The organism is Pseudomonas sp. SDO5522_S412 (assembly GCF_054071215.1).
Map to the genome: position 1 here is coordinate 18,200 of NZ_JBSVWQ010000045.1, position 18,721 is coordinate 36,920.

13 protein-coding genes are annotated in these 18,721 nt (G+C 62.3%); 5 read left to right on the forward strand and 8 right to left on the reverse strand.

Translation table 11 applies throughout. The features are described from left to right. Positions 1-25: 25 nt before the first annotated feature. The 5 genes from ACW9I6_RS12700 to pvdM all read right to left on the reverse strand — a co-directional run bounded on the left by ACW9I6_RS12700 (position 26) and on the right by pvdM (position 7,957). The gene (locus ACW9I6_RS12700) at positions 26-2,491 is read right to left on the reverse strand and encodes a TonB-dependent siderophore receptor (RefSeq protein ID WP_003208546.1); all 2,466 of its coding nucleotides are present in this window, start codon (positions 2,489-2,491) and stop codon (positions 26-28) included. A 97-nt stretch (positions 2,492-2,588) separates the two neighbouring features. Beyond that, positions 2,589-4,238, reverse strand: a complete 1,650-nt coding sequence (locus ACW9I6_RS12705; protein ID WP_003208548.1) for a cyclic peptide export ABC transporter — start codon at positions 4,236-4,238, stop codon at positions 2,589-2,591. A 157-nt stretch (positions 4,239-4,395) separates the two neighbouring features. After that, positions 4,396-5,271, reverse strand: a complete 876-nt coding sequence (gene pvdO / locus ACW9I6_RS12710) for a dihydropyoverdine dehydrogenase (RefSeq protein WP_003208550.1) — start codon at positions 5,269-5,271, stop codon at positions 4,396-4,398. Positions 5,272-5,302: 31 nt separating this feature from the next. Continuing rightward, positions 5,303-6,580: a pyoverdine-tailoring periplasmic protein PvdN gene (gene pvdN / locus ACW9I6_RS12715; RefSeq protein WP_003208551.1), complete on the reverse strand. Its 1,278-nt coding sequence runs from the start codon at positions 6,578-6,580 to the stop codon at positions 5,303-5,305. Between the two features lie 27 nt (positions 6,581-6,607). Continuing rightward, positions 6,608-7,957, reverse strand: coding sequence for a pyoverdine-tailoring dipeptidase-like protein PvdM (pvdM, locus tag ACW9I6_RS12720; RefSeq protein ID WP_457339383.1), 1,350 nt, complete (start codon positions 7,955-7,957; stop codon positions 6,608-6,610). Positions 7,958-8,109: 152 nt separating this feature from the next. Here pvdM and pvdP point away from each other — a divergent pair, with 152 nt between their 5' ends. After that, positions 8,110-9,738, forward strand: a complete 1,629-nt coding sequence (gene pvdP / locus ACW9I6_RS12725; protein WP_457339384.1) for a pyoverdine maturation tyrosinase PvdP — start codon at positions 8,110-8,112, stop codon at positions 9,736-9,738. A gap of 44 nt (positions 9,739-9,782) precedes the next feature. Here pvdP and ACW9I6_RS12730 read toward each other — a convergent pair whose 3' ends face one another. From ACW9I6_RS12730 to ACW9I6_RS12740, 3 genes are read right to left on the reverse strand one after another with little or no spacing between them, the layout of a single operon-like run. Then, complete coding sequence (locus ACW9I6_RS12730) at positions 9,783-11,192, reverse strand: efflux transporter outer membrane subunit (protein ID WP_457339385.1); 1,410 nt, start codon at positions 11,190-11,192, stop codon at positions 9,783-9,785. Between the two features lie 7 nt (positions 11,193-11,199). Then, positions 11,200-13,170 (reverse strand): MacB family efflux pump subunit, encoded by a 1,971-nt coding sequence (locus ACW9I6_RS12735; protein WP_457339386.1) that lies wholly within the window; start codon positions 13,168-13,170, stop codon positions 11,200-11,202. Continuing rightward, positions 13,171-14,343: an efflux RND transporter periplasmic adaptor subunit gene (locus ACW9I6_RS12740; RefSeq protein ID WP_457339387.1), complete on the reverse strand. Its 1,173-nt coding sequence runs from the start codon at positions 14,341-14,343 to the stop codon at positions 13,171-13,173. A 256-nt stretch (positions 14,344-14,599) separates the two neighbouring features. On the opposite strand from ACW9I6_RS12740, the gene ACW9I6_RS12745 reads away from it, so the two are divergent. The 4 genes from ACW9I6_RS12745 (at position 14,600) to ACW9I6_RS12760 (ending at position 18,666) form a co-directional block, all read left to right on the forward strand. Then, positions 14,600-15,082 carry a sigma-70 family RNA polymerase sigma factor gene (locus ACW9I6_RS12745; RefSeq protein ID WP_032899291.1) on the forward strand — a complete coding sequence of 161 codons (483 nt, stop codon included), beginning with the start codon at positions 14,600-14,602 and terminating at the stop codon, positions 15,080-15,082. 127 nt (positions 15,083-15,209) lie between these two features. Continuing rightward, positions 15,210-16,547, forward strand: coding sequence for a lysine N(6)-hydroxylase/L-ornithine N(5)-oxygenase family protein (locus ACW9I6_RS12750; protein WP_457339388.1), 1,338 nt, complete (start codon positions 15,210-15,212; stop codon positions 16,545-16,547). A 68-nt stretch (positions 16,548-16,615) separates the two neighbouring features. Then, positions 16,616-17,836 carry a putative DNA modification/repair radical SAM protein gene (locus tag ACW9I6_RS12755; RefSeq protein ID WP_177021070.1) on the forward strand — a complete coding sequence of 407 codons (1,221 nt, stop codon included), beginning with the start codon at positions 16,616-16,618 and terminating at the stop codon, positions 17,834-17,836. Continuing rightward, complete coding sequence (locus ACW9I6_RS12760; protein ID WP_003208569.1) at positions 17,833-18,666, forward strand: TIGR03915 family putative DNA repair protein; 834 nt, start codon at positions 17,833-17,835, stop codon at positions 18,664-18,666. The genes ACW9I6_RS12755 and ACW9I6_RS12760 overlap by 4 nt, the downstream gene beginning before the upstream one ends. Positions 18,667-18,721 lie beyond the last annotated feature (55 nt).

The window sequence follows — 18,721 nt, forward strand, 5'->3', positions numbered from 1 at the left end:
GGCCCGGTTTTTTTGTGGGTGTCGGCTAGAAGTTGTACGTCACGTCAACCGAGGCGACGCGTTCCTGGCCGTAGTAGCAGCCGAACGAGTAGTTGCAGTGGGACACGTACTCGCGGTTGAACACGTTCTGCACGTTCAGGCTGGTCTCCACGCCACGCAGGCTTGGCGATACCTTGCTCAGGTCGTAGCTGACGGTGGTGTCATAGACCACAAAGCCCGGGACCTCGAACGAGTTGGCAGCATCACCGGGTTTGGGGCCGGTGTAGCGGGCGCCGGCACCGAAGGTCAGGCCATTGAGCACCGCCTGGGTGAAGTGGTAGTCAACCCACAGCGATGCCGAAACCGGAGCCTGTTGCTCGGTGCGGTTACCGGTGTTGCCGTAGTTGTTCTTGATGTAGAACGCGTCGAGGTAGGACGCAGCAGCCAGTACGTCGACGTTGGCAATCGTCGATTTGACTTCCAGTTCAACACCGCGGGAGCGAACCTGGCCTTGCTGGACCGAGTACTGGGTGTACTCGTTATCCTGGCTCAACACGTTTTTCTGCTTGATCTGGTACACGGAAGCCGTGATCAGCGTCTTCTCGAACGGCTGGTACTTCACACCCACTTCGTACTGTTCGCCTTCGGTCGGCGCGAAGGCCTTGCCGCCACGTTCGGGCGCGGTAGTGCCAACGGTCGGCAGGAAGGATTCGGAGTAGCTGACGTACGGCGCCAGCCCGAAGTCGGTGACATAGGTCAGGCCGACACGGCCGGTGAACTTGTTGTCACGCTGTTCGGTGATGGAGTTTGCAATCAGGTCCTTGTTTTCAACTTCAGCCCAGTCCTGACGGCCACCAATGGTCAGGATCCACTTGTCCAGTTTGATCTGGTCCTGCAGGTAGACGCCGGTCTGGCGCACGGTGTTGTCCCACTTGGTGGTTTTTTCCGGGGTCAGGCTGCTGGTGTCGTAGTTGTTGTTTTCACCGTAGAGGTTGATCGGCAGTACGTTGTAGGCGTTGTAGCCGGTGTATTTGCGGTTGAAGTTGCGATAGTCCAGGCCGACCAGGGTGGTGTGCTCCAGCGCGCCGGTGTTGAATTTGTATTCCAGGTTGTTATCGATGGTGTAGGCGGTGTTGTGCTGGCGCCAGTCGAGTTTGACACGGTTGGCCCGGGTCTGGTCGACCGCGCCGGTGACTGCATCGGTGACGAAGCTGCGCAGGTAGAAGCCTTTGTAGTCGTCGCGTACGTCGGTGTAGCGGGCGGTGGAGCGACCTTTCAGGTTTTCGCTGAAGCTGTGGGTCAAGTCGTAGCCCAGGATGAACTGGTCACGTTTGTAGTCGTTGTATTTCGAGTCGCCGGAGAAGAAGTTGCGGTCGATGCGTTTGCCGTTGGGGCCGCGCTCGAGAGAGCCGATCATTGGCAACGCCTGATAGTCTTCCAGGCCTCGGTCCCGCTGGATCTGCGCCAGTACGGTCAGGGATGTGTCGTCGTTCGGGGCCCAGGTCAGGCTGGGTGCCAGCAGCATGCGTTCGCTGTGGGTATGATCGACCTGCTGGTTGCCTTTCTTCGCGACGCCGACGATGCGATAGCTGAACTCTTTCTGATCGTCGAGCGGGCCGCTGGTGTCGAATGCGCCGTTGACCCGGTTGTAGCTGCCGGCACCGATCTTGACCTCGCTGCGTTGTTCGGTGGTCGGTCGCTTGGAGACCATGTTGATCAGGCCGCCCGGCTGGTTCTGGCCAAAGAGCACCGACGATGGGCCCTTGAGCACTTCGATGCGCTCCAGGGTATACGGATCGATTTGCGGGGCGCCGCCGAGGCTGCCGGCATAGGGCAAGTAAGCGCCGTCCAGGTACAGCTGGGTAGGGGCGAAGCCACGGCTGGTGATTTCGTCGGCGATCGCATTGCGGTCGGTGAAGCCGCCGGTGTTCAGGCCTGGCGTGTAGCGCAAGGCCTGGGTCAGGTTGAGTGCGCCCTGGGTTTCGATCTGTTTAGCGGTGACCACGTTGACGGTTTGCGGGATTTCCAGGAGGGGCGTATCGGTCTTGGTGCCGGTGGCGCTGCGGGTGGCAACGTAGCCGTCCACGGGGCCGTAGGCCGATTCAACAGCCTGGCCACTGATGGTGGTGGCACCCAGCTCCAGTGAATCACCCGTTGCCCGGGCACGTACGGTGACGGTGTTGGCTTGAACGGTGAACACAGCGCCGGTCCCCACCAGCATCTGCGACAACGCCTGTTCAGGCGACAACCGGCCGCTCACCGGCTGGCTGTGCTGGCCCTTTACATCATCGGCGCTGTACAGCACTTGCATGTTCGACTGGGTGCCCAGCGCCTGCAGGGCGCTTGCCAGTGATTGTGCCGGGATATTGAAGTTGATCTCCTGGGCCTGAACCTGCGCACTGAACGGCAACGCCAGCGCCATGCTGAACGCGGTGGCGCTGAAGCCCGGCTGCAGCATACGGCGCATGAACAAGGCTTTGGTAAAACGTGGAATCCCCGCAATTGCTGACATTGTGCTCACTCTTACTGGTTTTAATGGTTGCGTAGTTGTTAGCGATTCTTAATTAGACGCACGAGGCCGAAAAAACCAGAATGAGAATCTAACTTATTCATGCCGGTTGCAGTTCGGTGGCTACTTTCCCGGCTTCCATGCGCACCAGTTGGTCGGCAATGTCGAAGTAACGATCGTCGTGGGAAATCACGATGATGGTTTTGCCCAGGCGCTTGAGATCCGGCAGCAACTCGGTGTAGAAAATCCGCCGGAACGTCGGGTCCTGGTCTGCGGCCCATTCGTCAAACACCAGCACCGGGCGTTCCTCCAGCCATGCATTGACCAGCGCCAGGCGCTTGCGCTGGCCGGTGGACAGGTCGGTGGTGGTGAACGAACCGTCACGCACGCTGACCTTGTGGCCGATTTCCAGGCGCTGCAGGTATTGGTTGGCATCTTCGGGAATATGGGTATCGCCCTGCACCACGTCGTCGAACAGGTAGTAGTCAGCGAAGATCGTGGTGAACAACTGGCGATAGTCGTCACGTGTCACTGCCGTCACGGGCTGCCCGTTGAGGCGGATTTCTCCCTGCTGCGGGGCGTACAGGCCTAGCAGCAGCTTGATCAGGGTGGTCTTGCCGCAACCGTTTTCGCCGACAATGAAGATGATGTCGCCTTGCTCGATCTTCAGGTTGACCGGGCCCAGGCGAAACGGTGCGCTGCCTTCGGTGGCGGGGAAACTGTAGGACACGTCCGTCAATTCCAGGCTGTGCACCGGCGTACTCTGGTTGCCTTGGTCGCTGAGCAGCAGGTGGGGTTCGGGCGAGGAAAACTGCTCCGACAGCGCGGCGATACGGCGGAATGCGATCTGCGCGCGGCTGACGATTGGCAGGGTGCCAATCAGATGCTCCAGCGGCCCTTTCATGTACAGCAGCACCAGCACAAAGCCGCTCATCACTGATTTGTCGGCACTCGGCCACAGTGATTGCAGGGCGAGTGCCAGCCCGATGACCACGAAAAACAGCATGGAGCCGAGGGTCTTGGCGACGACGAAAATATTCACCGAACGAATTTGTGTGTCGCAGATTTTGTCGGCGGTGCTTTCTATCCCCGACACAAACATGCGGTGCCTGCGCGGACGATGGATGCGCAACTCCTTGGCGCCCTCGGCGATGGAATTGTAGTGTTTCTGCAGTTCGTCTTCGGCGTCGCGGGCCTCCATGAAGCCTTTGATTCCCCGGCCCCGGGCGATGTACTGGACGACCGTGCCGATGATGATCGCGACCACCATGATCAAGAACATCGGCCATGACAGCATCGCCAGGTAACCCATGCAGCCAAGGGTGACGGTCAGCGAAATGGCCAGCGGGGCGAAGGCGAACGCGAAATCGCTGATGGTGTCGACGTCGTGGGTGAGCACCGGGATCAGGCGGTGGCTGCGGTAGCGCTCAATCTGTTCGATGGGCGCCGACAGGACTTTTTCCCCAAGCTCCTTGCGCAGCCGGGCGATGATCTTTTGCCCCACATAATTGGTGCCGATATCGGAAAAGATCGAACTGACCAGTGCCAGCAGGCAGAGGCCGGCAAAGGCGCCGACCACGGTGTTGGTCAGGCCGTTGTCGGCGTGCAGCACGGTATTGATGGTCGCCAGCAATACCGTGACGCTGAGGCCGCCGACCATGCCGAGCAGAATGGAGCCGACAACGATCAGCCGAAAGGGTTTGAGCAGGGTGAACAATTCATTGATCACCCCACGTGTTGGTTTGCTCATGGAGGTTCCCTGCTTGAAGATCGGCCGGGCCCGGCTTCGGTCGCGGGCTCGGCCTGGGTGGCATAGAGGGCGGTGGTGCGCCGCAATGCGTTGCATGACGGGTCACACACACCTGTAAAACGACTGGGAGGAGGGTTAATTTAGAGGGCTGGCTGCCTTACAGGTCCCGCACGACGCGAAAGCCGATCCAGTCGCCGCGGTTGTCCGGTACCAACGCATTGCGGTTGCCGGAGCGGGAGAACACGGGGGCTTCACCCCAGTCGTTGCCGCGGATGCGTCTGAACTGGCATTTACCGGTCAGCCAGGCGCTGCCGTCGCTTGGGGCGCCGACGTAATCATCGTTGTAGCAATCGGCTGTCCACTCGTAGACGTTGCCGTGCATGTCGTACATGCCGAACGCGTTGGGCGGGTAGCTGCCCACCGGGGACGAGTAGCTGTAGCCATCCGCCGGGCCGTAGGTGTTGGCATGCTGGGCAATGCTGTAGCCCTTGCCCTCGTCGAACGGGAAGGGGAACGGGCCGGTGGAGCCGGCGCGGGCGGCGTATTCACGTTGGGCTTCACTGACCATCTGGTAGTGATGGCCGGTTTTCTTCGATAGCCAGGCGACGTAGTTCTGCACATCCTCGAAGTCCATGCACACGGCAGGTTGGCGCGGTCCCTGGGGGTAGCGCGGCTTGCTGGCGACGCACTCGCGGCCGGGTCGTTCATCGCCATTGGCAATCTTGACCCCGGACTGGCGTACATAGCTGTCCCACTCGCCGGCGGTGACCTGGAAGCGGCTCATGGCGAAGGGCCTGGCAAAGGTGACCGGGTGCATCGGGCCTTCATCAGGCTCGCGGCCCACTTCGTCTTCCGGGGTGCCCATAGTGAACGTACCGGCGGGCAACACGACCATTTCCGGGCAGTCCTTGCAGTCCTTGAACACTTTACCGGGTGTCGGCGTGGCCGCCTGGGCCAGCCCCGGTAGCAGGGCACTGCACAGTGTTGTCAGAATCACTGCGGCCAGCGGTTTCAGGTGCGGGTGATGGTTCATGGGAGCATCTCGCTGAAATGAAAAAGAGGCGTCACAACCGTTGGCTCAGCAACGTCATGAAGCGCTGGATCTCGGCCGATGTGTTGAGCAGGCCCGGGGAAGTGCGAATCACCGGGCCGGCGTCCCGATATACCGAGTCGATCACTACCCGGTTTTTCATCATGTGGGCGGCCACGTCGCGGCTGTCCTGGCCGTTGACCCGGAAGAAGGTGAAGCCTGCCGACAACTCGCTGCTGCGGGGTGTCACCAGCTCTATCTTCGAGTGCGCCAGCAGTTGGGTCTTCAGTTCGTCGTTGAGCTGATGAATGCGTGCCTGTACCTGCGGCTTGCCCAACTGCAAGTGCAGTTTGAAGGCTTCATCCGCAGCCCAGCGATGTTCAAAGGCGTGGTAGCCGCCGGGTGTCATGGTGGTGGCGAAGTTGGTGTCTTCGGAGAAGGTCGGCACCATCGGTGTCACGTCGGTGTTCTGTTCCGAGCGGGCGCAAATGATCCCGGTGCCCCGCGGGCCGAACATCCACTTGTGGGTGCCGGCAATGAAAAAGTCGCAATGCATGTCCGGGAAGTCGAGGTTCTCGACGCCAAACCCATGCACACCATCGACCACGTAGAGGATGCGGTCCTTGTCGTCACGGTTGCGGTTGTGTTCATCCACCAGCTTGCCGATCGCGCCGATCGGCAGCTTGACGCCGCTGCCGGATTGCACCCAGGTCATGCCGAGCACACGGGTATTGGGGCGGATATTGCGCTCGATAGAACCGAGCACTTCATCGACGGACACCGAATGGGCGCTCTCGAACAATTTGATCTTGCGTACCTGGGTGCCTTCCTTGCGTACCCGGAAATCGAGGCTGTAGGCGGTGGCGTAATGTTCGTGAACAGTGGTGAGGATTTCCTGGTCGGGGCGTACCTGGATCCCGCCGTAAATCATCGCCAGGCCTTCGGAGGTGCTGCCGGTCAGGGCTATCTGGCCGGGCCTGGCATTCAGGTAGCGGCCGGCCCATTCGCGCACCTGGCCTTCACGCTTCCATGTCTCTTGCAGGTCCCAATCCATGGCCAGGCCGGGGTTGCGGTCGATCTGCGCGCGGTAGCGCTCGATGGCCTCACGCACCGGCTTGGGGTGCGAGGCCACCAGGAAATTCGAAAAGTGCAGGTAGTCCGGGTCCTGGGTAAACAGTTGGCGAAAGCCTGCCCAAGGGTCGCCAGGTGGTGCCGCATTGCCTGCCAGTGCCTGGGGGATGATGGCAGTGCCCAGCGGCAGGCTCGCGGCAAGAAGCCCGGCCTGCTTGAGAAACGTACGGCGGTCGGTCATGAATTCACTTCATTCATTGAGGGTGGTTCAGCGGTTGGCCAATGGCTTGGCAGCTTTTTGTACCTGGTCCCAGACCCGCAGGAAGTTGCCTCCCCAGAGCTTGGCGATATCGGCTTCGGAGTAGCCGCGCTGGATCAGTTCCGCAGTCACGTTGCGCACTTCGCCGACGTTCTCCCAGCCCTTGAGGCCGCCGCCGTCGTTGAAGTCCGAGGCGATGCCGACGTGGTCGATGCCAACCTTGCGCACGGTGTAATCGATGGCATCGCCCAAGTCCTTGAGGGTGGCCTTGGGTTCTTCTTCGAGGATGGCGTACAGAGCACTGGCGTATTGGCCAAACTTTTGTTCTGGCCAGGCCGAGATGATCGGGTCGCCGGGCATCAGGGCTACGGCCAGGTTGGGCAGTGGCGGCAGGTCGAAGCGCGCGCGCAACGCGTTGAGTTTGTCCTGGGTGGGCTGGCTGAGGGGGCGCAGGTAAGCTGGGAAGCCCACCACCTGAACGACACCGCCGCTGTTCTTGATCAGTTGCAGTTCCTTGTCGCTGAGGTTGCGTGGTATGTCCACCGACGCCCGTGGCGCCGAGTGGGAGGCCACCATCGGTGTGCGGCTCAGTTGCGCAACTTGCTCCAGGGCCTTGGTGGACATCTGCGAGACATCAATGATTACCCCCAGGTCATTGAGGCGATGCACGGCTTGCTTGCCGATATCCGAGAGGCCGTCGAGGGCATCGGGTGAGTCATTGAAAAACGGCAGTGGGCGTGACGAGTCCGACCAGGCGTTGTTGCCGATGTAGCTGAAGCCGAACATGCGCATGCCGCGCGCGGTCCACAGGTTCAACTGATTAAGGTCATCACCCAGCGGGTAGGCGTTGAGCATGCTGATAAAGATCGCAAACTTGCCTTCGCCATGCAGACGCCGGAAATCATCCGGGGTGTAGGCAATGCCCACTTGGTTGGGGAAGTCGCGAACCATGCCGGAGATGATCTTGTAGCGAGTCTCCTGCTGGTGGCGGGCTTCTTCGACGAAACCCGTGGTGGGCTTGTGGGGCGCATTGGGGCCGTTCCACATTTCCGGCCAGCCGAAAATCGTCAGGGCTGCACCCGACAGGCGCCCCCGGCTGGCCTTGGCCAGGTCGAACTGGCCGCTGCCGTCCTTGTCGGCTTCGTTACCGGCGGTACCAAAGTTGAGCGGCACGGTGATGTGACTGTCGAACGACAGCAGGCGGTCCTGCATCTCATTGGCCTGCTTGATTACCGCCAACGGGTACCCGGCATTGCCCCTGAACCAATGGTCCCAAGCCAGGAACCCGGCCCCGGCGCCAATGGCCAGGACCAGCGGCAGGCCGAAGTACAACGCCTTTTTCGAACGTGGTTTTGTCATTGCCATCTCAGTCAGTTGAGGCCTTTGCTATCTGGGATGAACGAGCGATGGGCGGGAAAATTTAAGCCTGGGAGGCGCGGTGCTAAATTTCCCCTGTCAGCGAACGTTCTAGCTTGGATAAAGCCTGCTTGATGGCTGACACAGGTAAAGCAATGACGATTTCTCGACGAGGGTTCATCGCCGGCCTGGCGCTGACTGGCGCTGCAGTGCCTGCGGCCTTTTATGCCCATCGCGAGCTGACGCGTGAAGAGTTTCCGATTACCCCGGGCGAAGCCACGGTGGATCTGGCAGACACCGCCGGCCAGCATTTGGCGGACAGCCTGCGTGGCGTTTGGCATGTGCAGTTGGCAGGCCGCGATGCCGGCCTGAAAGGCCTGCCCCTGGAGGGCCTGGAATTGCTCCTCGACGTTGCCCCACGTGGGCGTGGCCTGCGGGGCTACCTCGACACTGGCGAACAACTGCGTGCCGACGGCGAGCCGCGCTATCGTGTGTTGGGTGACCTGACTCCCGGAGACGGGGCGCATCTGTACTGGCGCCTGATCGACCGCGATGCCGTGGACGGGGCTCCAGCCTACGAGTTCACAATGACCCTTGATGAAGTCTGGGCCGAATTCGGTAACGCCGGCAGCGGCACCTTGAGCGGGCAGATCCTCAGCCTGGACCGCCCATTGGCCCTGCTCGAACGGGACAATCATTTTGTCGCCACCAAGCGGCTGTTTCCCGAGGCGCGTGAGCGCATCGGTCTCAACCCGGTTCTATTGGCCTGGTTGATTGCTCCCGAACATCGCCTGTTTCACCAGCTCTGGCACGCTTCCCGTGACCAGTGGCACAAACTCTCCGAAGACAAGCGTAATGCCTTGCGGGGGATCGGCTGGCAGCCTGGTCCGCGTGACCGGGAGCGCGATGCACGGGGGCCGCGCAAGGATCGCAACGGTTCGGGTATCGACTTCTTTTTCATGCATCGGCACATGCTGGGCGCCGCACGTTCGATGCAGGACTTGCCATCGTGGACGTACTTCCCTCAGCCACAGCCGGGGCTGGAGCGTGATCGCCAGGGATTTGTGCGTTATTTCGACAATCATGACGGTTTCGCGTTGCCGCCTACCTGGATGGCGGCGAATGACAGTGCGTATACCCAGTGGGTCAGCGATATCAAGGCGGCCGAGACTTACCACAGTAACTTTGAGGTCTGGGAGTCGCAGTACCGCGACCCGCGCTACCTGGCGAAACTCACCTTGGGGCAGTTCGGCTCGGAGGTGGAGCTGGGCCTGCACGACTGGCTGCATATGCGCTGGGCCTCGGTGCCGCGGGACCCGTCCAACGGCGCGCCGGTGCCTTTTGCACGGGACCCGGCTGACTTTGCCGCGCGTTGGTACGTGGCAGAGAATGACTTCCTTGGAGATCCGTTTTCTTCTCACGTGAATCCGGTGTTCTGGCGTTTTCATGGTTGGATCGATGACCGCATCGAGGATTGGTTTCGTGCCCACGAGCGTTTTCATCCGGGTGAAGTGAGCCGGCTGGAGGTCAACGGCGTGCCCTGGTTTGCGCCGGGGCGCTGGGTGGAGGTGGATGACCCGTGGCTGGGGCCGGACACCCATGGTTGCAGCACCACGCCGGGGTTGCAGAGGGGCAAGTCGATGGAGATGGACCCGGAGACCATGAAGCTGGCGCTGCGGATTACCTTCGGGGCGGATGAGGACAGGCTGGCCGGGCTGTTTCGCAAGGTGCCGAAGCGTCCCTGGTATGCGCGGCATTTGAAGGTCAAGGAGCGGGTGCTCTAAAGCGCGCCGCTCAACGGTGGGGGCCGGGCAAGCCCGGCTTTCATTCAGTTGATTGTGCTTGCTGGCACCTGCCAGCCGCCCCCCAGTGCCTTATACAATGCAATGCTTGCGTTCAGCCGCGATCGGCGTAATTGCACATTCATGTCCTGCGCCGCATATAACGTGCGCTGCGTCTCCAGCACCGTCAGCAAGTCCTCCGCACCGGCTTCATAGCGACTCTGGGCAATCTCGAAGGCAGTCTGCGCCTCCCTCAGTTCCTCACTCTGCCACTGACGCTGCGCATCCAGCCCGCGAATGCTGCTCAGGGCTTTTTCCACATCGGCAAAGCCATTGATGATCGCTCCCCGGTACGTCTGCAGCAGCTCATCCTGACGCGCCCGGGCCTTGTCCCGCTCGGCGCTCAGGCGGCCATTGTTGAAGATCGGTGCGACCAGGCCGGAAGTGAGGTTGTAGAACGGGCTGCGCACTACGTCGGCGAGCTTGTTGGCACCCGAGCCAAGGTCGGCACTGAGGGCGAGGGTGGGCAACATGGCTGCCCGGGCGACGGTGACGTCTGCCTGGGCTGCTGCCAGCCGGGCCTCGGCACTGGCGATGTCGGGACGGCGACTGAGCAGTTGGCTGGGCACGCCGGCGGTGATGCTCGGCCAGTTCAGTTGTGCAAAGGGTTGCGGGGCCAGGTGCAGGTCCTGCACCGGTGTGCCCAGCAGTGCCGCGAGGCTGATCAAGGCCTCGTCGGCCTGTTGCTGTGCCAGCGGCAGTTGGCGTTGTTGTGCGGCCACGAGGCTTTTTTGCTGGGCCAGTTCCAGGGCGGTGGCGGAGCCTGCATCGTGGCGAGTCTGCACCAGCTTCAACACGTTTTGGGCGTTGTCCAGGTTGAGTTGGGCGATGCGCAGTTGCTCACGCAATGACAGCCACTGGGTATAGCTGGTCGCAACACCGCTGAGCAGGGTCAGTTCCACGGTGGCCTGGTCGAACTCGCTGGCGCGCACCTCTTCCACGGCGCTGTCCCGGGCGGCGCGCTTGCCACCCCAGAAATCAATTTCGTAAGTGGCGCTCAGGCGCGCATCGAAGTAATCCACGGCCTTGTTGCTGCTGGTGGTATCCAGCTGGCTGTAGCCCTTGCCCCGCAGCAGCTTCTGGCGGTTTGCATTGAACGCGCCGGTGAGTTCAGGCAGCAACGGTGCGCCGGCTATCACTGCGCTGGCCTGGGCCTGGCGCACCCGGGCCATGGCGCTGGCCAGGTCGTAACTGCCTCTGCGGGCCCGTTCGATCAGTTGGTTGAGCTGGGGGCTGTCGAAGCTTGTCCACCATTGCTGGTTGTCCCGCAGCGCCGTTGCGTCGTTTGCACTGTGCCAGGCGGGCGGTGTTTGCATGCCTGCGTCCGGACGCGGTGCGGGGCTGCTGCAGGCGGCCAGCAGCAGGCTGGTGGCGAGGAGGGTCAGGGACACTTTCATAGGGCGATCATTCACTGGTAAGGGCCTTGACCGGGTCAAGTCGAGCGGCTTTGCGGGCCGGCATGAAACCGAAGATAACGCCGGTGACCAGGGCGCAGAAGAAGGCCCCCACGGCGGCCGGAATCGAGAACGCGACGGCCACGTTGCTGAGGATCAGCACGCCGCCCACCAGCAGGGCCAGGCCGATGCCGGTGACGCCGCCGACCACAGAGAGCATCACCGCTTCAGTGAGGAACTGGCGCAGGATGTCCCGCTGCCGCGCCCCGGTGGCCATGCGAATACCGATTTCCCGGGTGCGTTCACGTACGGTCATCAGCATGATATTCATCACCCCGATACCTCCCACCAGCAGCGAAATCGCGGCAATCGAGCCGAGCATCAGCGACAAGGTATTCTGGGTGCGTGCCTCGGCCTGGATCATCGCGGCATTGTTGGTCAGTTCAAAGTCGTGCTTGCCGTTGTGCAGGCGCAGCAACAACTGATTGATAGCCTGTTCGGCGTCGTGCACGTTGCGCGCGTCGGCGGCGGCAATCACTACGTATTCGGGGTTATAGCTGCCGAACAAGCGCACGCTGGCGGCAGAGTAGGGGATGGCGATACGGTCGTCGCTGTCTTTGTCGCCGGAGCTGGCGCCTTTTTCGGCGAGCACACCGACCACCTGGAATGGAACGTTTTCGATCAGGATGTATTGCCCGATCGGGTCGGTCACATCCTTGAACAGCTTGTCGCGTACCCGTTTGCCGATCACTGCCACCGTGGCTCCGGCGCGCTCGTCGGCCTCGGTGAAGTAACTCCCCTCGACCACTGGCCAGTTGAAAATGGCCGGGAAATTGGTGTCATTGCCACCGACATACGCCATATGGTCGACGTTGCCAAAGCGCACCCCGGCCTCTGCGCCGTTCACCGGCATGATGCGCTTGACCTGAGGCAGGGCCGCCAGGGCGGCCACGTCGTTGAGGGTGATCACGCCGGGTGGTGTGCGCGGGTTGGGTGCCGACCCGCTGACGTAGAGGATATTGGAGCCGAAAGCGCCCATCTGCGCCATCACCTGGCGTTTGCTGCCTTCGCCCACCGCCAGCATCACCACCACCGACGCCACGCCGATGATGATCCCCAGCAGCGTCAGCGCCGTGCGAAAACGGTTGATCCACATCACCCGCCACGCGGCTTGCACGGCATCCAGCAGCTCGGCTTTCCAGGCGCCGTTGTGCTCGGCGCCATCGGCCAGGCGCTGGCGCAGGTCCACGGCTTGCAAGGCGCCCGAGATCGCCACGGGGGCCGTCTCGCTGGTGTCGGCAGAGTCGCTGATGATCAGCCCGTCGCGGATCTCGATGATGCGATTGGCCCGCGCCGCGACTTCGCGGTCGTGGGTGATCAGGATGACCACGTGGCCCTGGCTGGCCAGTTCGTCCAGCAGGGTCATGACCTCGGCGCCGCTGTGGCTGTCGAGGGCGCCGGTGGGTTCGTCGGCGAGGATGATATGCCCGCCGTTCATCAACGCCCGGGCAATCGACACCCGCTGTTGCTGGCCGCCGGAAAGCTGGTGCGGGCGGTTGCCGGTGCGCTCGGCCAGGCCCAGGCGCGTGAGCAGGGCCTTGGCGCGGGCATGGCGTTCGGCGGCGCTGATGCCGGCATAGATCGCCGGCATCTCGACGTTTTCCTGGGCCGAGCCGGAAGGGATCAGGTGATAGCCCTGGAACACGAAACCGAAGGCCTCGCGGCGCAGCCAGGCGAGTTCGTCGCTGTCGAGCCGGGCGACGTTTTCCCCGGCGAACAGGTAGTCGCCCTCGGTGGGGCGGTCGAGGCAGCCGAGGATATTCATCAGCGTGGATTTGCCGGAGCCGGAGGCGCCGACAATCGCCACGAATTCCCCGGCATGGATCGCCAGGTCGATGCCGCGCAGCACATCAACCTGCGGCGTGTCGCCGCCGCCGTAGGATTTGCGGATGCCCTTGAGTTCGATCAGTGGGGTCGACATTCAACCTCCGCTGCCATCGGCCGGGCCGATCAGCAGGTGATCGCCTTCGTTCAGGCCTTCCAGCACCTGGACCCGCAGGCGGTCGCTGAGGCCCAGGCGGATTTCGCGTTGCTCGATGCTGCCGTTTTTCGCCACCACGCGGGCGATCTGTTTGTCGCCGCCGAGGCTGCCTTGCAGGGCGGCGACCGGCGCGGTCAGGGTGTCCCTGGCCTGGCCGGCGACGAAGAATACCTGGGTGGTCATTTCCGCCATCAAGGCGTTATCGGTGTTGTCGACGTCCAGCAGCACCGTGTAAAGCACCACTCGCCCGGTGCCGCTTTTGCTGGCGCTGCTCGGGCTGCCACCGCCCTGGCTGGTTTCGTTGAGCGGCTTGGGCGGGATCGGCAAAATCTGCCGCACGGTGCTGGTCCAGCGTCGGCTGCCGCCGCTCAGGGTGGTGAAGTAGGCCGTCATGCCGGGTTTGACATGGCCTATATCGGCTTCCGAAACTTCGGCCCATACAGTCATCGGCGAAAGCTTGGCGATCCGCAGGATCAGCGGGGTTTGCTGCTGGGCGTTGAGTGTCTGGCCTTCCCGGGCGTCCACCGCGACCACGGTGCCGCTCATTGGCGCATAAATGCGCGTGTAGCCCAACTCTGCCTCGTCACTGCGCAGGCTGGCCTTGGCCTGGCGAATCTGCGCCAGGAACATCTCGACCCGCGCCTGGGTGGCGCTCAGTTCGGCCCTGGCAGTTTGCACGTCTTCTTCCCGGGTGGCGTTACCGGCTTCCAGGCGTTGCTGGCGCTGGTACTTCTGGCGAGCCAGTTCGTGCTGGGCCCGTTGCTCCTGCAACTGGGCCTGCAGGTTCTCGATGGCATAGCGGCTGGCGTCGAGCTTGGCTTTTTGCGTGGAGGGGTCGATCTCTACCAGCAATTGGCCTTCCTTGACCTGGGCACCGGCCTCGACGTGAATCTTCTGGATCTGTCCGGACGCCTGGGCGCCCACGTCGACGTAGCGCCGGGGTTGCAGGGTGCCCAGGGCCGTGACGCTGCTTTCGATATCGCCCCGGGTCACGGTGACGGTCGCCAGCTTGTCCCGGCCCGGCGGCAGGACCTGCCAGGCAGCTAAAGCGATGACGGGGATCAGGCACGCGACCACAAGCAGGGCGCGTCGGGCAGGTCGAGGACGTTTCATGCAGAGTTCCAGCCAGGAAAGATCGGCCCGCAGGAGCGGGAAGCTGACAGGTAGACGAGGAAATTGTCCGGGGATTTAGGCCGTTACATATGCCGTTACAGGTGTGTCAGGCAAAATAATTGGCCGGCGTTGCAAGTCTTGTTTAAAACTAGATGAGAATTACTATAAATTACACGCACCTCAAACTGCCATCATCGAATCGGCCGTTATCTTCGTACTCAAAGGACCTAATGCCGCCTACAGGCGGTCGGGAGTCATGTTGGAAAACTACTATCGCGAGCTGGTGTGTTTCCTCAACGCCAAGCTGGGCAACCGTCAGGTGGCCGAAGATGTGGTGCATGACGCTTATGTGCGGGTGCTGGGGCGTGCCAGCGAGGTCCCGATCGAGCAGCCCCGGGCGTTTCTCTATCGCACGGCGCTGAACCTGGTGATCGACGGTCATCGGCGCAACGCCCTGCGCCAGGATGAACCCCTGGAAGTACTCGACAGCGAGGAGCGTTTTTCGCTGTCTTCGCCCCATCACTGCCTGGACCACGGCCAGCGCCTGGAAATGCTTGAGCGCGCGTTGGCCGAGCTGCCGGCGCTCTGCCGTGACAGTTTCCTGTTGCGCAAGCTCGACGGCCTGTCCCACCTGCAAATCGCCGAGCGCCTGGGTATTTCCCGCGCGCTGGTGGAAAAACACATCGTCAATGCCATGAAGCATTGCCGGGCGCGCATGCGTGAGTGGGATGCGCACTGATTCCAGCGTTAGCTAAATTTTATTTCATTGTCCTCGTCTCCTATCAACACACGACCTGTTGCTGTGCCTTCAGGTCTCTGAGGCTTTCCCGCCCCACTGCCACGGGGCTTATCCAGAGGACACTGGAATGACACAGGCAATTGCATCGCCCGCCGTTCACGACCTGATCGGTATCGGGTTCGGCCCTTCGAACCTGGCGCTGGCCATCGCCCTGCAGGAACGCGAGAAAGCCCAGGGCAAACTGGACGTGCTGTTCCTCGACAAACAGGCCGACTACCGCTGGCACGGCAACACCCTGGTCACCCAGAGTGAATTGCAGATTTCCTTCCTCAAGGACCTGGTGACCCTGCGCAATCCCACCAGCCCTTATTCCTTCGTCAATTACCTGAAGGCCCACGGGCGCCTGGTGGATTTCATCAACCTGGGTACCTTCTATCCGTGCCGCATGGAGTACAACGACTACCTGCGCTGGGTCTCCGGGCAGTTCCAGGCGCAAAGCCGCTACGGCGAGGAAGTGCTGGCCATCGAGCCGATCCTGCATCAGCAGCAGGTAGAGGCGCTGTGGGTGATTTCCCGGGACGCCCAGGGTGAACAGCACGTGCGCACCACCCGCTCGGTGGTGGTCAGCGCCGGTGGTACGCCGCGTATTCCGGCGTCGTTCAAGGCGCTCAAGGATGACGGTCGGGTGTTCCATCACTCCCAGTACCTGGAACGCATGGCTCAGCAACCGTGTGTCGACGGCAAGCCGATGCGCATCGCGATCATCGGTGGTGGCCAGAGCGCAGCCGAGGCGTTTATCGACCTCAACGACAGCTTCCCGTCGGTGCAGGTCGACATGATCCTGCGCGGCTCGGCCCTCAAGCCTGCGGATGACAGCCCGTTCGTCAACGAAGTGTTCTCGCCGGAGTTCACCGACCTGGTGTTCCAGCAGAACGGCAGCGAACGCGAGCGCCTGGTCAACGAGTACCACAACACCAACTATTCGGTGGTGGACCTGGACCTGATCGAGCGCATCTACGGGATCTTCTACCGCCAGAAAGTTTCCGGCATTGCCCGTCACGCGTTCCGTACCCTGACCACCGTGGAAAAAGCCACGGCCGGGCCGCTGGGTGTGGAGTTGGCGCTGCGCAACAACGCCACCGGCGAAACCAGCCTCAACCATTACGATGCCGTCGTACTGGCCACCGGTTACGAGCGCCAGATGCATCGTCAGTTGCTCGCACCGTTGGCCGACTATATGGGCGACTTTGAAGTCAGCCGCGACTACCGCATCGTCACCGACGAGCGCTGCAAGGCCGGCATCTACATGCAGGGCTTCAGCCAGGCCAGCCATGGCCTGAGCGATACCTTGCTGTCGATCCTGCCGATCCGTGCCGACGAGATTGCTGCGTCGCTGTACGAACACGACCGCAGCCGCGGCAAGAGCCGTTCGGTGCAGGACGTGTTGCTGGCCACCGCCAGCTGACAGGCTGCACTTGAACCGCGGGGGCGGCTGCTGATACTGTACAAAAAACCAGTATCGGTAGAAGCCCCATGCAGTTGATCGAAAAACTCAGCATCCTCGCCGACGCCGCTAAGTACGACGCGTCCTGCGCCAGCAGCGGCGCGCCCCAGCGCAGCTCGGAAGGCAAGGCGGGGCTGGGCTCCACCGATGGCATGGGCATCTGCCACAGCTACACGCCCGACGGTCGCTGCGTGTCGTTGCTCAAGGTGCTGCTGACCAACTTCTGCCTCTACGATTGCCAATACTGCGTCAACCGCCGCTCCAGCGACGTGCCCCGTGCACGCTTCAGCCCGGAGGAGGTGGTGACCCTGACCCTCGACTTTTACCGGCGCAACTGCGTCAGCGGGCTGTTTCTCAGCTCCGGCATCATCCGTTCGGCCGACTACACCATGGAGCAGCTGGTGCGGGTCGCCAAACTCCTGCGCGAAGAGCATGACTTTCGCGGCTACATCCACCTCAAGACCATTCCCGAAGCCGACCCGGCACTGATTGCCGAGGCGGGGCGGTATGCCGATCGCCTCAGCGTGAATATCGAGTTGCCAACGGACAAGAGCCTGCAAACCCTGGCGCCCGAGAAGCAGATCGTCTCGATCAAGCAGGCCATGCAAACCATCTATACCGGTGAGCAGACGGTGCTCAACGAACCCCGCGCGCCGCGTTTCGCGCCGGCCGGGCAGAGCACGCAGATGATCGTCGGCGCCGATGACACCGACGACAGCACCATCCTCCACAGCGCCGAGGCGTTGTACGGCAATTTCAAACTGCGCCGGGTGTATTACTCGGCGTTCAGCCCGATCCCCAACAGCCCGAAAAGCGTGCCCCTGGCCGCGCCGCCGCTGATGCGCGAGCACCGCTTGTACCAGGCGGATTTCCTGTTGCGCAGCTACGGGTTCAGCGCCAATGAACTGTTTGAAGGGCCGGGCGACCTGGCCCTGGATATCGACCCCAAGCTGGCCTGGGCGCTGGAGCACCGCGAGGTGTTCCCGCTGGACTTGAACCGGGCCGAGCCGACGCTTATTGCGCGCATTCCCGGAATTGGCCTGCGCACCACCCAGCGGCTGGTGGACCTGCGTCGCCAGCGCAAGATCCGCTTCGAAGACCTGGCGCGCATGCGGTGTGTGCTGACCAAGGCCAAGCCGTTTTTCATCACCAGCGACTACCACCCGCAGCAAGCGGAAAGCACCAGCGTGCTGCTGCGCGAACAACTGCGCGACCGCCCGCAGCCGCAGCAAATGGGGCTGTGGGGATGATCAGCCTGGAATGCGACAACCTGTTCAGCACCTGGCGCGAGCAGGCGCGCTGGTTGCTCAGCCATCAGATCGACCCCAGCCACGTGAGTTGGGGCGTGGCCGAGGTGGCGGACCTGTTTGCCACCGACGAGCAGTACCCGGCCGAGTGCGGGCCGTTCCAGGCGCGGATTCCCAAGGCGCTGCTGGAGCTGCTGGAGTCTGCCGCGTGTTATCACGGTGAACAGCGCTGGAGCCTGTTGTATGAGGTGCTGTGGCGCGTCAGCCATGGGGACCGCACGGCGATGATGTCGGGGGACAAGCTGGGCAGCGAATTGCAGCGGCGGATCAAGCAGGTGCAGCGCGAGGCCCATCACCTGCATGCGTTTGTGCGGTTTATCGCATTGCCGGCAGAGGCGGGGCCGCAGTTGCCGGAGTACGTGGCGTGGCATGAGCCGGCCCACGACATCTTGAAGGTGGCCAGCCAGCATTTTGTCGGGCGCATGGGGCGTCATCGTTGGATGATCGCCACGCCCCTGGATGGGGTTTATTACGACGGGGAGCAGTTGATTCACCAGCGGCAATGCCCGGTGGAATGGCAGGCGTTGGCGCAGAATGTCGAGGATCCCCACAGTGCGATGTGGTTGACGTACTACAGCCATATCTTTAACCCGGCGCGGTTGAATCCGAAGGTGATGGAAGGGCATTTGCCGAGCCGGTTCTGGAAGAATCTGCCGGAGGGCAAGTTGATTCCGGGCCTGATCAGCGAGGCGCGCACGGGCAAGCAGCGGGATGGGCAGGCGAAGATGATTGGGGCGCGTCCAGGCAAGCGAATTTCAAGCGGGCACGGTTAAATGTGGGAGCGGGCTTGCTCGCGAATGCGGTGTGTCAGCAGCACATCCAGCGACT